We start from the raw sequence: 14,141 nt of genomic DNA on the forward strand, positions 1-14,141 counted from the left end.
GAGGCTTCCATTCAGGGAGCTTTTTTGGTATGAAAATAGCTAAGGTTAAATTAAACCTGTTGATTGGAACGGAAGGCACGAAGACTCCTGCGGGAGTAGCGGTCTCGGGAGACCCCGCAGGAGTGAGCGACGAGGAGGCTCCCGGAACGCCCGCTGAAAGCGAAGTGCCTGGAGTGGAAATCAACAGGTACCTGTTAAAAGAACCTTTATGAAAAAATTATGAACAAAGTCGTAAGTTTTTCTTAAATTTTAGCCGTTCTTTAGAAATTTAAGGAAGAACGAGTATAATTGTTATTATAAGCCAAAATAGTAGTTAGCAATCTTTTCGAAAGAGAGGAATGGTGTAAATTGGGTTATTATGACGATCATTCACAAGGACGCTATCGGGAACAAAAAGGAAAAAAAAGCGGGATCTTTCTCGCTAGCTTAGTTGGTGCTATACTTGGAGCCATTTTGGTTATCATTTCCATTCCAGCCTTGTCCAATCAAGGTGTTCTGCCTTATGAGATTAATCCAGCTCAAAATGCAGGAACAGAAAATAACAACACGAATACAAATCAGCAAAATATCGTCCAAAGGCAAGTTGCTTATGACGTCAATACAAATACCACAAAAGCAGTTGATAAAGCAGCAGATGCAGTGGTTGGAATTAACAACATTCAGTCAACCAGCTTCTGGTCTGACAATGGGAATGGGGATAATTCAGAGGAAGCTGCGGGAACTGGTTCCGGTGTTATTTATAAAAAAGAAGGCAATCAAGCCTTTGTCGTGACGAACCATCATGTAGTAGAAGGAGCCACAAAACTCGAGGTAAGTATGGCAGACGGAACAAAAATCCCAGCTAAATTGCTTGGAAGTGATGTTTGGACAGACTTAGCGGTGCTTGAAATTGATGCCAGCAAAATAAAAAAAATTGCTGAATTTGGAGATTCAGATAGCTTGAAAATGGGTGAACCTGTTATTGCTATTGGAAATCCTTTAGGTGCTACGTTTTCTGGGTCGGTTACACAAGGGATTATCTCAGGGATTAAACGGACCATTCCGGTAGATATCAATCAAGATGGCATTATCGATTGGCAGTCGGAGGTTCTTCAAACAGATGCAGCGATTAACCCAGGTAATAGCGGTGGGGCCTTGATTAATATCGCAGGCCAAGTCATTGGAATTAATTCAATGAAAATATCTCAAGAAGCCGTTGAAGGAATTGGTCTATCGATTCCAATTAACTCAGCTAAGCCGATTATTAATGACCTTGAGAAATTTGGTTCGGTTAAACGTCCATATATGGGCGTCGATTTAAAGTCCGTATCTGAGATTCCTGCATATTATCAGGAAGAGGCGTTGAAGCTTCCACGAGATGTAAATTACGGAGTAGCTCTTCGTCAGGTAGTGCCGAATTCTCCTGCATCCTTAGCTGGATTAAAAGAACTGGATGTAATCGTGGAAATGGATGGGCAGAAAATAAATGACGTGATCGATCTTCGTAAACATTTGTACCAGAAAAAGAAGATTGGCGAGAAAATGAAGATTAAATATTATCGAGATGGCCAGTTAAAAGAGACTACGTTAACGCTATCTGGAGAAAAACTACAATAATAGAAGCAGACAGGTGGTAGATTCACCTGTCTGTTTATTATTTTCATATGGTATGATGTATGAGTTATTTAAGTAGCCGTATGACGACTGCTTATAAAGTTAACAATAGGAATAACAGATTTAATAGGTTTAGGAAGGTGAATAGTAAATGATTTATTGCTGTGATGAACATGTAGATGTTGCGTTAGATACGGTTGTGGATGAATACGAAACGTTTCCGGTATTAACAAAAATTGATGTGGATAACTTATCAACAAGCTGTGAATACTGCCAAAATACAGCTGTATATATGGTAGCGAACAAATGATTCCATACAATATGTGGGCAAATAATGTGGATATGTGGATAACTTCTGTGGATAAGTTGTTTGTAAACTGTTTGTAATAAAAATAAAAGGGCTGTGGATTGTGAATATCTCGATTGTTACGGTTGGTAAATTGAAAGAAAAATATTTAAAGCTTGGGATTGAGGAATATGTAAAGCGACTTTCTGCGTATGCAAAAATTGATATAGTAGAAGTAGCTGACGAAAAAGCGCCAGAAGAATTAAGTGAGCTAGAAATGAAGCAGGTTAAGCAAAAAGAGGGAGAAAGAATTCTTGCTAAAATTAACCCAGATACATATGTAATAGCTTTAGCGATCCAAGGAAAATTGCAATCATCGGAGGAGCTAGCAGATACGTTAGATAAATTAGCGACGTACGGAAAAAGCAAGATTGCTTTTGTAATCGGTGGCTCGTTAGGGTTAAGTGAGGAAGTGTTGAAAAGGTCAAACGAGCAGCTCTCTTTTTCCCGGATGACCTTTCCCCACCAGCTAATGAAACTGATCCTGGTTGAGCAGATTTATCGTGCTTTTCGGATTAATAGGAATGAACCGTATCATAAGTAAATGAGGTGTTTGTGGAATATAAAAATGCAAGCTAATTTTCCGATTAAAAAAATTCAACTTGCATTTTTATTTTTTTATTTAGTTAATCTTTCCTATATCCTAAATCATTTAGGATTAATCTTTATATAATTCTCCAATTCGATAAGAAGAGATTCTTTCCTTACCCATTTAGTGATAGTAATTGGCTTTATATGGTTTATAAAATTTAAATAGTAAAGTGAGATTGATAGGAATTGGGCTGGAAAATCTTTATTTGCCTTTTTCATAGATTGGCTTTTTTTATAGATTTCCTACCTAGAGAAATACGTATCTGTGTTTTTCTATCCTTTTTATGATTGCAGGGCAGGTGGAACCGCCACTTATAGCGAATAGCAGACATACGTAAAGCTATAACAATAAGGACAATCAGGGTCAACTGAATAGGGGTGCTCCATCCCAGCCAAATACATATGGCACATAAAATCGTTAAAATCGCATGAATTTCTTCCTTTAAAGCAAGGGGTTTTCGAGCCGCGATGATGTCACGAATCATCCCCCCTCCAATGCCGGTAAACATCGACGCCAAGACCATTACGCCCAAATCATTAGTAAAAACCTCTTGGGCTGACATTGCTCCTTGAAGGGCGAAGGAAGCAAGCCCAATGGAATCAGAAAATAAACTCCACCGCTTCCAATGATTAATCCACTTTAGCGGTAATAATACGATGAATGTCAGCGTCAATAAAACCGTTAAAATGATGGAATGGTCCCAAAGCTCTGAAACTGGGACACCGATAATCAAATTTCGAACGATCCCTCCCCCAAAGGCTGTGGTTAATCCCAATGCGTAAACCCCAACAAAGGAATATTCTGCTTCAAGGGCTACAAAAGCTCCGCTTGCTGCATATGAAATTATTCCGATAAAATGTAGGACTATCCAAGACATTCCTTTAAAGACCTCCTGATATAAATAATTTATTTTCCTACTCTCTTCAGACGCAAATGCAATCGTTGGAAGAAACTTTGCAAGAGTGACTTATTTTCCAGATTACACAAAAAACTCCACCACAAGAAATCGTCTCATAAGACGACATTTCGTGGTGGAGTAATCAATTAGCATTGCCTACTAATAAATCATTCCGTTGGTAATAATAAATAGAGTTCTAACAAAAAGTTTTATTAGGGCTCCATCAATAAATTTGTCTGAATTTTGTTCAACTGCATTGATTATACTCCTCTCAGGCAGAAAAACAAGACAAATTTAGGACTGGTTAAATTTTTTGTAGACTTTGTTGTATCGTACCGAATGGTTAGGAGGAGAGCGCATGGGGAAAAAGGAGACAGCATTTAATGATATTGTACGGAAAATGAGGAAAGAGATTTATGGAAAGGGACCGGAGCGAATTTTTACTCACTTCGTGGATAATATGGCTATCACAACTATGTATGGCATCCTAACTCCGACAGAAAAATTTATTGCAAAATCCCAAGAGGGTAAAAAAGTAATTCATAGTGCCCGAACCGAAATGATTCGGGATATTTATAAGCAGAAAATACCAGAAGGAATAGAGGAGATAATAGGTTCAAAGCTGCTTCATTTATTTTCAGATGCAAAGATTGAAGAGGATATGGCCGTATCTGTATTTATTTTTGAAAAAAAGATTGATTAATTACCAAGGGGATTTTTTGTTAATATAACAGAACAACATTTAATACACCGAGAAACATTTATTTTAGATGATAATCTTATGAAAAAATCCTGCCGACATTCGACAGGATTTTTTCTATAAATCATTGATTAATATATAGGATGCTTTAATTGGTCCATGAACACCAACAACTAGATTTAGTTCGATGTCGGCAGAGTTACTCGGTCCTGTAATAAAGTTAATACAAGAAGGTACCTTACCGCCTTTAAGTTCAATTTCCCTCATTTTCTTTGCAGCCTGAGTCATCCGAGGAACAAGGGTGCTCTTTGGAATGAGGGCAATATAGGTAGCTGGCAGGAAGTTTAGGGATCTGCCTCTATTTTCATTGCTATAAAGAACGACTGTGCCAGATTCAGCAAGTGTAATTTCACTGATGGTAATACCCACATTTGCCTTTTCAGCAATTTGAATATTTTCTTCACCCTTTTTGTAGTCCCATTCATGGACATCAATTTTATTGCTTGGCCATTCGTTATGAAATAAATCACGAAGTCCCCACTCTTCAAAGCGCTTATCTTTCCATGTCAGGATTGGACCGCCGCCATAATTTGTGACAACTTGATTTAAAATGTCTGGTAATCCTTTTTTGTCTGTTTTAAAGAAAGTAGTGTGAATTTCATTACACATATCCTCTAGAATACCGACTAATTCGTCTTGTGTTGCATCTTTAAAAACCTCATGTTGAGGTTGAAATTTCCACTTAGGAGGTTCAACGGATGTAAGGCGTTCTCGTCCTAACCTTTTAGAAATTGTATTTAAAAACTGATCACGATTTTGAATGGTTCCTTCCATTATTTTTTACCTCCTTTATCACGGTTTTTAAACCAATCCCTAAATCTCTCTTTGTTCGGAGCAGGAAACTCACGAATTTCCGTCCAAGCCTTCATTGGCCCAGGCCCCTTAGAGATTTTATCTCCAGCGGTGAATGGGCTTATAGCCGTTGGTGCCATTTTGGACGCAATGTTATATAGTGCTGGAGAAGCTGCACCTAAACCAAATGCTTTCATGAGCAACTTTTCAGAAAATGGTGCCGTTCCTTCTTGTTCAACGATGACTTGGCGATGTTTAAGAAGAAGTTCATGCAATGGGATTTTAACCGGACAAACATCTGTACATGCACCACAAAGTGAGGACATATATGGAAGTTCCTTGAATTCATCATATCCTCCAAGCAGAGGAGTCAGAACCGCTCCGATAGGTCCCGGATAAATCGAATTGTATGAATGACCGCCAACATGACGATAAACCGGGCAAACATTTAAACAAGCTCCGCAGCGAATACACTGCAATATAGATTGGAAGTCGCCTCCTAAAATATCAGACCTTCCATTGTCAACAATGACAAGGTGAAACTCTTCAGGTCCATCGACATCAAGTTCCTCTCTTGGTCCAGTCAATACGGTAATATAGCTAGTAAGTTTTTGTCCTACCGCACTTCTTGTCAACATGCTTACAAGAACTTCCATCTCTTCGAATGTAGGAACAATCCTTTCCATTCCCATTACTGTAATCTGCGTTTTAGGCAGAGCAGTAACAAGGTCTGCATTACCTTCATTTGTTACAAGGCTAAATGAACCAGTTTCAGCCACAGCAAAGTTACAGCCGGTGATACCCACATCGGCTGATAAATATTCTTGCCGTAACACTTCACGTGCATATGCTGCCAATTCTTCTGGTTTTGATGATCCCGTATAGCCTAATTTCTTGGCAAAAACATCGCGAATTTGTTCCTTGTTTTTATGTAGTGCCGGAACGACAATGTGTGATGGCGGATTATGGTCATCAATTTGCAGAATGTACTCTCCGAGGTCTGTCTCTACAACATCACAGCCTTCTTGTTCCAAAGCCTTATTTAAGCTGATTTCTTCTGTGACCATGGATTTTGCCTTTACAATTTTTTTGGCATTTTTCTTTTTAACAACACCTGCGATATAGTCTCTTGCCTCTTCTGCTGTTTTTGCAAAAAAAACATGACCGCCGCGTTTTGCGACATTTTCACTTAGTTGTTCCAAATAGTAATCCAAGTTCTCCAAAACATGCTGGCGGATTTCTTCACCGTGTTTCCGCCACTCCTCCCAATTTCCAAGTGCATCAACTTGTCTTCTTCTTTTTACACCCATTCCATCTTGTGCACCTGCAACCGCACCTCGCATAAAGTCATTTTGAAGCTCGTGATCGAGTCGCTCTTTCAAGTTTTCGGAGCTAATTTTCAAAGCCATTTGTTGCCCCTCCGTTCAAAGATGATATCCTTTTGTTTTCATCAATGACTGTTTAATACTTCTGCTATATGTAATACTTTAACTTTTTTTTCGAGTCTTTCCATACGGCCACCAATATTCATTAAACAGGCTGCATCTGCACCAATTAGATATTCCGCTCCTGTTTCTTCAACGTGCTGAACCTTTTCATCAACCATCTGCTCTGAAATTTTACCCATTTTAACAGAAAAGGTTCCTCCAAAACCGCAACACTGTTCTTTTCCTGGCAACTCCGTAAACTCAAGACCTTTTACGTTTTTTAGCAATGTCATGGGTGCTTCTACGACCCCAAGTAATCTTGTCATGTGGCATGATGTATGATAGGTCACTTTTCCATTGAACTTTGCACCGACATCTTCAACTTTTAGAACATCAACAATAAATTGCGTTAATTCATATACTTTATCTGCTAATTTTTTTGCTTTTGGTTCCCAAATTGGATCGCCTGCAAATATATGAGGGTATTCAGTAAGCATATAAGCACAGGACCCTGAAGGACATACGACATATTCAGCATCCATAAACGTATCGATTGTCCGTTTCATTACATCTTTTGTATCTTTTACATAACCACTATTATAGGATGGCTGACCGCAACAGATTTGATTTTCGGGGAAATCAATTTCACATCCAAGGCGTTCCAACAATTCTACTGTTGCTTTTCCGACGTTGCTTTGAAACATGTCTACTAAACATGTTGCGAAAAGACTTACCTTCATGTTCTTCCACTCCTCCAATTATTGCAACTTATCACTAGTCATTCACTTAGATGATTAACAGATCATCAGATGATTTATTAGAAAAAAGTAATATATATATTATGCATTCTTAATGATACTAGGAGATAGAATAGTTTTCTGAGATTCAGTGTTCAATATAGATTTTACCGGAGTTAGTGTATTTATTTTTCCCAACACTTACATTTCGGCTGGATTCTCTTGTGGCATAAATAGTGTAGTCTTTAATATTTTCAAAGGTATTCTCAGTTACTTCTACCCCATCCACTATATAGTGGTTATAAGAGGCAGTTGTAATACCACTATTAAAGTTAATAAAGGTGTTATTCTTGAAAATTGTGTTTGAAATGTTTTTTCCTTTTGCCCATAAATAAATCGCTTTGCCGTCTTCTTTTCCGGTAAAGGTGTTTCCTGTGAAAGTTGTGTCTTTTGAACTGGTCTTAATTGTAATTCCATCGTCCATGGTGGATACTTTGTTTTTTGCGATTATTGTACCGACTGAACGACCAAGGTATCCCTCTATGACAAAGCCATTCTCCGTCTTGATTGTATTATCTGAAATCTGAAGCCCATCGTTGCGAAACCAAATATACATTTCTTTTATTAAAAATGTATTATTGTGGATCTTAGCACCCTTCGTTTCTTTTATCATGAATCTGCCGTTTCTGCCTTTTACCGTGTTATTGTAAAAATCTATGTTATTAAAGTAATTCCCTGTTCCTTTAGTGCCTTCAATCTGAATGGTATAGGTATCACTTGCATTGGTTTCAAAGGTGTTATGATAAATTTTTGCATCATAAAGGTTGATTTTTTCCCATGGTTCAAAATGCAAAGTGGGCCGTCCAACGGTTGATTTGCTTATGTTGTTAAATATTTTGATATGATTCACTTGTTCCACCACGATATTGGACCGGTGGTTATTCAGGATTATATTGTTAGATATGGTTATATTGTTGCTTGCTTTTATTGAACCGCTAACAGAAATTCCATCCCCTACGGCATTTTGCATCTTGTTGTTGTCGATCGTGATATTTTTGCTATCCCAAATAAAGAGTGTGTGCATATGTTCGATGCCATTCTTGTGTTTTTCAAAGTTGCCGTCAAGGGTAATTTTTTTGATTTGAACATTTTGCACTTCACTTATATTCACCAACCGGGTTTGCTTTTGGTCGTTTGCTCGTTCGGATAGCTTCAATGTCACCACGTCACGATTTTCGCCTACTAAATTGACATTTGATTTTAAAAAAATTGGTCCTACTATATAGGTTCCTGCGGGTACGTAAACATCCCCCCCGCCCTTCGATGCAGCGGCAGTAATTGCCTTCTGGAATGCTGCGGTATCTTCTGTAGTGCCATCCCCTTTTGCACCATAGTCCATCACACTAACCTTTATACTAGAACTGAAAGGAAAATTAGGTTTACCCATCTGTAAATAGGCACCAACTAGCAAAAAAAGTGCTATAAAAGTAAAAAATATAATTAATAGATTCATTTTTTTCATATAAATCACCCTTTTTTAGTGCTGGTGTTTGATCGTGGTGACGTTCTCTATTTAACTATTTTAAAGGAAAAAATTACATTTTGTCACGTTGGGTCTTTAGTTCAGTTTGACCCTCGCTAAATAATTTCCATTGAGTATTTAAACGGAATGCTAACATATGTACTTTGGTACTAAATCACTAATTTGTGGATTTGATTAATAGGTATAAAGCAGGTAAAAAGTATGGAAATGAGGAAAATTTATGATAATTATGTAATCCTTGTATTAAATGGGTGGAGACCTGGTGTAGAATGAAAAACATAGGGAAATTTGTCGAAATAGTATGACCGGGAGTGTTTGAATGTTAAAGGAGCAGACAAGATATTCACGACTAGCCAATATTACTGAAATGATTAATACGAAGCTTGATTTACGCGAAGTACTGGAACAAGTAACAATCGCCATTTCTGAAGAAATCGTTCAATGTGATTCTGTTGGGATATATTTACCACAGGAGGATGGGAAATTCAGAGGATATGTAGGAAAGCCAGAGATCATTAATGGTTGGACATTGGATATGCATATCATTGATACGGAATATGATTTGTTAGCAAAAGAAGTAATTGAAACAAACAAGGCCATTTATATACCTGACACTTCAAAGGATGACCGACCTGATCCAAGGGCTGTTGATGGATTTCAAATTAAATCATTATTAGTTCTTCCCATCTCTTTTGAAGAAGAGCTATTTGGCTTGGTTTTTTTATTTGATTATGGAACGCCGATGAATTTAACAGCCGATGAAATTCAAACCGTTGAAGCCTACGTCAATATGGCTGCTGTGGCCATCCAAAATGCCAACAACTTAACACATAAAGAGAATCTTATTACAGAAAAGCAATTGCTTCTTGATGTAACACGTGATTTATCGATGTGTTCCTCCATGCAAGAAAGCCTAGATACGTGTTTTTCCTACATAGGAAAGGTATTAGATAATTACAATATAGGTGTTCACCTACTCGATCCTCTAGCAGAGAAACGGATTCGGCCGGCTAAATTAAGTAAAGATAGTGATTGGACTGAAGAAGAATGGATTAGGACACATAATAAAATAAAAATTGACCAAAGCAATGATGCGGTGATGCAAGAGGTTATTGAAACAAAGAAACCAATCTTGATTCCTGATGTATATGCAGATGAGAGACCGAACCATGATGTATGCCGCAATTTCGGGATGAAAGGTCTTTTTATGATTCCCTTAGTTTCTATGGGTGAAGTGTTAGGGCAAATTTCTGTTGTTGATCTTGGTGAGGATCATTTTTCGTTTTCCGAAACGCAAATACAACTGGCACAATCCATTGTTGATGCGACAGCTTCCACGTTATCGAACCTCTTATATATGGAGAAACAAGAAGTCATTATTGAGGAGAGAACTTCAGAAATAACGGAAAAAAATCAAGAACTTGAAAAAGTTGTCACTGAGTTAAAGCAGCTTAGCCGTGAAAAGGAATTGATTCTTAACTCTGCAGGTGATGGAATATTTGGGTTAGATCTTGAGCGAAATATAACTTTTTGTAATCCTGCGGGAGCTTCTATGTTAGGCTACGATGCAAAAGGCGATTTAATAGGGAAATCTGCCACGAGAATTTTTTCAAATGGAAGTGACCAAAAAGGACATAATAATGTGCCCACCCCTTTTGATGGAAACTGGGACCATTTTTATAAAGATGATCGGTTCATCAGAAAAGACAAATCGAGCTTTCCGGTTGAATATGTAATCACTCCTATTAAAGAGGGTGACAAAATTGTAGGGGAAGTAGTTACCTTTAAGGACATCACCCAAAGGAAACAATTGGAGGAAGAGATTAAGTACCATGCCTATTTTGATAGTTTAACAGAATTACCAAATAGAGTTCTGTTAAAAGACAGGCTTAATCAAGGGATTACTTATGCGCAGATGAATGGAGAAAAACTAGCCGTTCTCTACTTGGACCTAGACCGGTTTAAGTTTGTCAATGACACCCTTGGTCATAGCTTTGGGGATCTGTTGCTACGTGAGGTTGCCGAGCGTTTGAGTAACTGTGTGCCAAAAACAGCTACCGTATCAAGGCAGGGTGGCGATGAATTTACGATTTATTTACCTAATATTAAGAATGAAAATGAAGTGTTAAAAGTAGTGAATCGAGTCATAGATTCATTTTCAAGGCCTTTTTACTTAATAGATAGTGAAATCTATATTAAAACAAGCATTGGGATTAGTTTATTCCCTGATAATGGTGATACAACAGAAATTTTAATCAAAAATGCGGATACGGCCATGTATAAGTCAAAAGAAATTTCTGGTAATAGTTATCATTTCTTTAGTGAGGGAATGGATACACGAACGTTTGAGACGATTAAACTTGAGAATGCCTTGTACAAGGCATTAGAACAGAAAGAATTAGTATTATATTATCAGCCCCAAATTAATTATCAAACGAAAAAGCTAGAAGGAGTAGAAGCCTTACTTCGTTGGAATCACCCAGAGCATGGCATGATTGCACCTGATAAATTTATTCCGATTGCGGAAGAAACGGGTCTAATTGTACCAATTGGTGAATGGGTGCTGAAGGAGGCTTGCAGACAGTTAAAGGAATGGCATGACCAAGGATATCCTTTTATCAGTATGTCTGTAAATCTTTCCGTACGACAGTTTGAACAGAACAACTTATTCTCGATTGTTAAGAATGCTTTAAAGAAGGTTGGACTATCGCCTGAGTATTTACACCTAGAGCTTACTGAAAATTTAATTGTTAAAAATACTGAGTTAACCTTAAAGACCATGAAGAAATTAAAAGGTTTAGGTATTAATATTGCCATTGACGATTTTGGTACAGGCTATTCTTCACTAGGTTATTTGAAGAACCTTCCAATTAATACATTGAAAATTGATAAGTCCTTTGTACAAGACATGACCAATGATGATGCAGCCATTACCAATACGATTATTATGTTGGCTCAAAATTTAAGCCTCAATGTCATTGCGGAAGGTGTCGAGACGAAGGAACAGGCAGAATTTTTAGCCACTCGAAATTGTCATATGATGCAAGGTTATTTTTTCAGCCGACCAGTAACAGCTCAGGAAATAATACAAAACTTTTTCTCTACCGTAGATAAAGATAAGTGAAAAGAGGGATTGTCATGAAGGCAGCACGCAGTGTATTAGAATATTTAAAAGGGTATGGGGTAAAACATATTTTTGGGATTCCAGCGGGTTCAGTCAATGCATTATTTGATGAACTATACGATATGCCGGAAATAACACCAATTGTCACGAAGCATGAAGGAGCGGCTTCTTATATGGCTGCTGCTTACGCAAAATATAGTGATCAATTAAGTGTTGTCATCGGCTGCAGTGGGCCAGGCGGAACCAATTTAGTAACAGGTGCGGCGAACGCCATGAGAGAACATCTACCTGTGTTGTTTATAACGGGTGCTGTACCTGTCAACACTGAAGGACTAAATGCCTCCCAGGAACTAGATGCTGAACCTATCTTCCGTTCGGTTACTAAATATAGTGTAACAGTTAAGGATTCCAGGGAGTTACTAAACCAAGTAGTAATAGCTACGGAAATAGCATTATCAGGTGTGCCTGGTCCTGTCCATATTGCGATACCAATTGATATTCAACACGAACAAGTACAAGATCATGAAATTCCGAATCCACCTAAGAGAAATCCAATTGTTCCTGAGCTTGATTTCATAAAAATGGCAGCGAAAGAATTGCTTGCTAGAGAGAAGGGCTATATTTTTGCAGGACAGGGTATGAGGAACTCTACGGAGCAATTAATAGAGTTAGCAGAAATGCTAGATTGGCCGATTGTGACTACGCCGCAAGCAAAAGGATATATTCCTGAAGACCATCCGCTTTTAGTAGGAGTGTTCGGTTTTGCCGGCCATGAGGCTGCATCAAAACTAATAACGGAAGGCGATGGTGAAGCTTTATTAATTGTTGGCTCAAGTTTAGGTGAAACGGCGACCAATAACTATAATGGCAGCCTGACAAAGAATCGCTTCACCCTACAAATGGATTTCGACCAAACCGTATTTAATCGAAAATATCCCATTGATTTGCCGATATTAGGTGATATTCATTTAAGTTTATTATTTTTAATTGAAGAATTAAAAACGCTTGGGATAACGAGGAAAGAGCCAAAGTGTGTCGTTGATAAGCGGGAAGATACTGCTGTGAATGTGGAAGAATATAATACGAAAAATGTCTTGTTAACTCTTCAAAACTGCTTACCTTCATCTACTAGATATACCATTGATATTGGTGAATTTATGTCCTATGTCATTCATTATATGAAGGTAATAGATTCGGATAGTTTTAATATTAATGTTCATTTTGGCGCTATGGGAACTGGAATTGGCTCAGCTATCGGCAGCAAACTAGCTGAACCTGAACGCCCTGTCGTATGTATTACCGGGGATGGCTGCTTTTTCATGCATGGAATGGAAATTTTAACAGCGAAAGAAAATAACCTTCCTATTTTGTTTGTTGTCATGAATAATGCTCGTTTAGGAATGGTATATCACGGACATTCATTACAATTCCAACGTACCCATCCGTCCTTTGAACAGGAACCAATCAATATAAGTGCAATGGCAGCTGCAATGAATATTCCAAGCTTTAGGGTTTCCGCTCTAGAAGACCTTAATCAGAATGTCATTAACAGCTTATGGGATCTAAAGGGACCTGCTCTGCTAGAAATAGCATTGACCGATAATAATGTTCCACCGATGGGCGACCGGGTGAAGTTTTTATCATCGTTCGGAAAATAAATAGAAAGAAGTCATATAGGGAAGCCCTATATGACTTTTTTACAAATAAGGATAATAATCCTGAATGACTTTCATAATGGTTCCCATGGTCCGGCCTTTAAATTCATCCTGGACAGCTTCACCTGTAGGGTTACTGTAAATACTACAGGCGTTTTCGTTATCGTAGCTGTATCCGAGTCTTGTTAAGGCTTGTTGTAATTCTATCGGAACCCCCGATAGTTCTGTTTTTTTAGCAAAATATGCAGTCGGGTAGATTTTGACATCAATATCTCCAGGGCCTGTATGTACAACAAATAAGTCATTTTCTTTTTGAACGACCCACTGTCCCTTTGAGTAAATGGAAATTCTTGCTCGCTCTAAGGAAGAAATAGCGTCTAAATTAATGCCAAAAAGTGCATTGATTGTTTTGCGAATATCTGCGCCAGATACCTCTTTTTCGTGTTGATGGATATAAGCATCTAATACTGATTTGGCTGTATGGGAAGCTTCACCCAGTGACAAAGATGCTATAAATTCTCTAGAGATGACCGTTTTTGTCTCTAAATCAAGTCCGAAAAGAGATTTTACGATATCTCGCACCTCTGTATAACCAAAGTTACCTCCGTAGGATTCCAGGAAGTGATCCATCATTTCTATCTTGGTCATGTTTGAGTCTGTTTGAATCATTGTTT

General features: G+C 38.0%; 13 protein-coding genes. 7 read left to right on the plus strand and 6 right to left on the minus strand.

Translation table 11 applies throughout. The features are described from left to right. The first annotated feature begins 29 nt into the window (after nt 1–29). The 4 genes from RCG25_RS00350 to rlmH all read left to right on the plus strand — a co-directional run bounded on the left by RCG25_RS00350 (nt 30) and on the right by rlmH (nt 2,483). Complete coding sequence (locus RCG25_RS00350) at nt 30–212, plus strand: multidrug transporter (RefSeq protein ID WP_308081697.1); 183 nt, start codon at nt 30–32, stop codon at nt 210–212. 136 nt (nt 213–348) lie between these two features. Further along, nucleotides 349–1,596 carry a S1C family serine protease gene (locus tag RCG25_RS00355; RefSeq protein WP_308081698.1) on the plus strand — a complete coding sequence of 416 codons (1,248 nt, stop codon included), beginning with the start codon at nt 349–351 and terminating at the stop codon, nt 1,594–1,596. A 148-nt stretch (nt 1,597–1,744) separates the two neighbouring features. After that, the gene (locus RCG25_RS00360) at nt 1,745–1,903 is read left to right on the plus strand and encodes a CxxH/CxxC protein (RefSeq protein WP_308081699.1); all 159 of its coding nucleotides are present in this window, start codon (nt 1,745–1,747) and stop codon (nt 1,901–1,903) included. Between the two features lie 100 nt (nt 1,904–2,003). Beyond that, nucleotides 2,004–2,483 (plus strand): 23S rRNA (pseudouridine(1915)-N(3))-methyltransferase RlmH, encoded by a 480-nt coding sequence (gene rlmH, locus RCG25_RS00365; RefSeq protein ID WP_308081700.1) that lies wholly within the window; start codon nt 2,004–2,006, stop codon nt 2,481–2,483. Between the two features lie 262 nt (nt 2,484–2,745). Here the strand turns inward: rlmH and RCG25_RS00370 are convergent, their stop codons facing one another. After that, entirely contained in the window at nt 2,746–3,408 is a 663-nt protein-coding gene (locus RCG25_RS00370) for a trimeric intracellular cation channel family protein (RefSeq protein ID WP_308081701.1), read from the minus strand. 379 nt (nt 3,409–3,787) lie between these two features. Here RCG25_RS00370 and RCG25_RS00375 point away from each other — a divergent pair, with 379 nt between their 5' ends. Beyond that, nucleotides 3,788–4,132 (plus strand): Na-translocating system protein MpsC family protein, encoded by a 345-nt coding sequence (locus RCG25_RS00375; RefSeq protein ID WP_308081702.1) that lies wholly within the window; start codon nt 3,788–3,790, stop codon nt 4,130–4,132. A 114-nt stretch (nt 4,133–4,246) separates the two neighbouring features. Here RCG25_RS00375 and RCG25_RS00380 read toward each other — a convergent pair whose 3' ends face one another. The 4 genes from RCG25_RS00380 to RCG25_RS00395 form a co-directional block, all read right to left on the minus strand. Further along, nucleotides 4,247–4,963 (minus strand): LutC/YkgG family protein, encoded by a 717-nt coding sequence (locus tag RCG25_RS00380; protein WP_308081703.1) that lies wholly within the window; start codon nt 4,961–4,963, stop codon nt 4,247–4,249. Next, nucleotides 4,963–6,390 (minus strand): LutB/LldF family L-lactate oxidation iron-sulfur protein, encoded by a 1,428-nt coding sequence (locus tag RCG25_RS00385; protein ID WP_308081704.1) that lies wholly within the window; start codon nt 6,388–6,390, stop codon nt 4,963–4,965. Before RCG25_RS00385 ends, RCG25_RS00380 begins: the two co-directional genes overlap by 1 nt. Before the next feature lie 41 nt (nt 6,391–6,431). Further along, nucleotides 6,432–7,148, minus strand: a complete 717-nt coding sequence (locus RCG25_RS00390) for a (Fe-S)-binding protein (RefSeq protein ID WP_308081705.1) — start codon at nt 7,146–7,148, stop codon at nt 6,432–6,434. 145 nt (nt 7,149–7,293) lie between these two features. Beyond that, complete coding sequence (locus tag RCG25_RS00395; RefSeq protein ID WP_308081706.1) at nt 7,294–8,667, minus strand: glycosyl hydrolase family 28-related protein; 1,374 nt, start codon at nt 8,665–8,667, stop codon at nt 7,294–7,296. A gap of 340 nt (nt 8,668–9,007) precedes the next feature. On the opposite strand from RCG25_RS00395, the gene RCG25_RS00400 reads away from it, so the two are divergent. Then, nucleotides 9,008–11,812 (plus strand): EAL domain-containing protein, encoded by a 2,805-nt coding sequence (locus RCG25_RS00400; protein WP_308081707.1) that lies wholly within the window; start codon nt 9,008–9,010, stop codon nt 11,810–11,812. Between the two features lie 14 nt (nt 11,813–11,826). Beyond that, on the plus strand, nt 11,827–13,470 hold the full coding sequence (locus RCG25_RS00405; RefSeq protein ID WP_308081708.1) for a thiamine pyrophosphate-binding protein: 1,644 nt from the start codon (nt 11,827–11,829) through the stop codon (nt 13,468–13,470). Between the two features lie 39 nt (nt 13,471–13,509). On the opposite strand, the gene RCG25_RS00410 is transcribed toward RCG25_RS00405, so the two are convergent. Further along, nucleotides 13,510–14,136 carry a hypothetical protein gene (locus RCG25_RS00410; protein ID WP_308081709.1) on the minus strand — a complete coding sequence of 209 codons (627 nt, stop codon included), beginning with the start codon at nt 14,134–14,136 and terminating at the stop codon, nt 13,510–13,512. Nucleotides 14,137–14,141: the final 5 nt, after the last annotated feature.

The sequence above is a fragment of the Neobacillus sp. PS2-9 genome (assembly GCF_030915525.1).
Taxonomy (GTDB): domain Bacteria; phylum Bacillota; class Bacilli; order Bacillales; family Cytobacillaceae; genus Neobacillus.

Bases quoted from the DNA above. Each gene is read 5' to 3' on its own strand.
- RCG25_RS00370 (WP_308081701.1), bottom strand. From the start codon at position 3,408: ATGTCTTGGATAGTCCTACATTTTATCGGAATAATTTCATATGCAGCA.
- RCG25_RS00405 (WP_308081708.1), top strand. From the start codon at position 11,827: ATGAAGGCAGCACGCAGTGTATTAGAATATTTAAAAGGGTATGGGGTA.
- RCG25_RS00360 (WP_308081699.1), top strand. From the start codon at position 1,745: ATGATTTATTGCTGTGATGAACATGTAGATGTTGCGTTAGATACGGTT.
- RCG25_RS00390 (WP_308081705.1), bottom strand. From the start codon at position 7,148: ATGAAGGTAAGTCTTTTCGCAACATGTTTAGTAGACATGTTTCAAAGC.
- RCG25_RS00385 (WP_308081704.1), bottom strand. From the start codon at position 6,390: ATGGCTTTGAAAATTAGCTCCGAAAACTTGAAAGAGCGACTCGATCAC.
- RCG25_RS00410 (WP_308081709.1), bottom strand. From the start codon at position 14,136: ATGATTCAAACAGACTCAAACATGACCAAGATAGAAATGATGGATCAC.
- RCG25_RS00380 (WP_308081703.1), bottom strand. From the start codon at position 4,963: ATGGAAGGAACCATTCAAAATCGTGATCAGTTTTTAAATACAATTTCT.
- RCG25_RS00350 (WP_308081697.1), top strand. From the start codon at position 30: ATGAAAATAGCTAAGGTTAAATTAAACCTGTTGATTGGAACGGAAGGC.
- RCG25_RS00400 (WP_308081707.1), top strand. From the start codon at position 9,008: ATGTTAAAGGAGCAGACAAGATATTCACGACTAGCCAATATTACTGAA.
- RCG25_RS00395 (WP_308081706.1), bottom strand. From the start codon at position 8,667: ATGAAAAAAATGAATCTATTAATTATATTTTTTACTTTTATAGCACTT.
- RCG25_RS00375 (WP_308081702.1), top strand. From the start codon at position 3,788: ATGGGGAAAAAGGAGACAGCATTTAATGATATTGTACGGAAAATGAGG.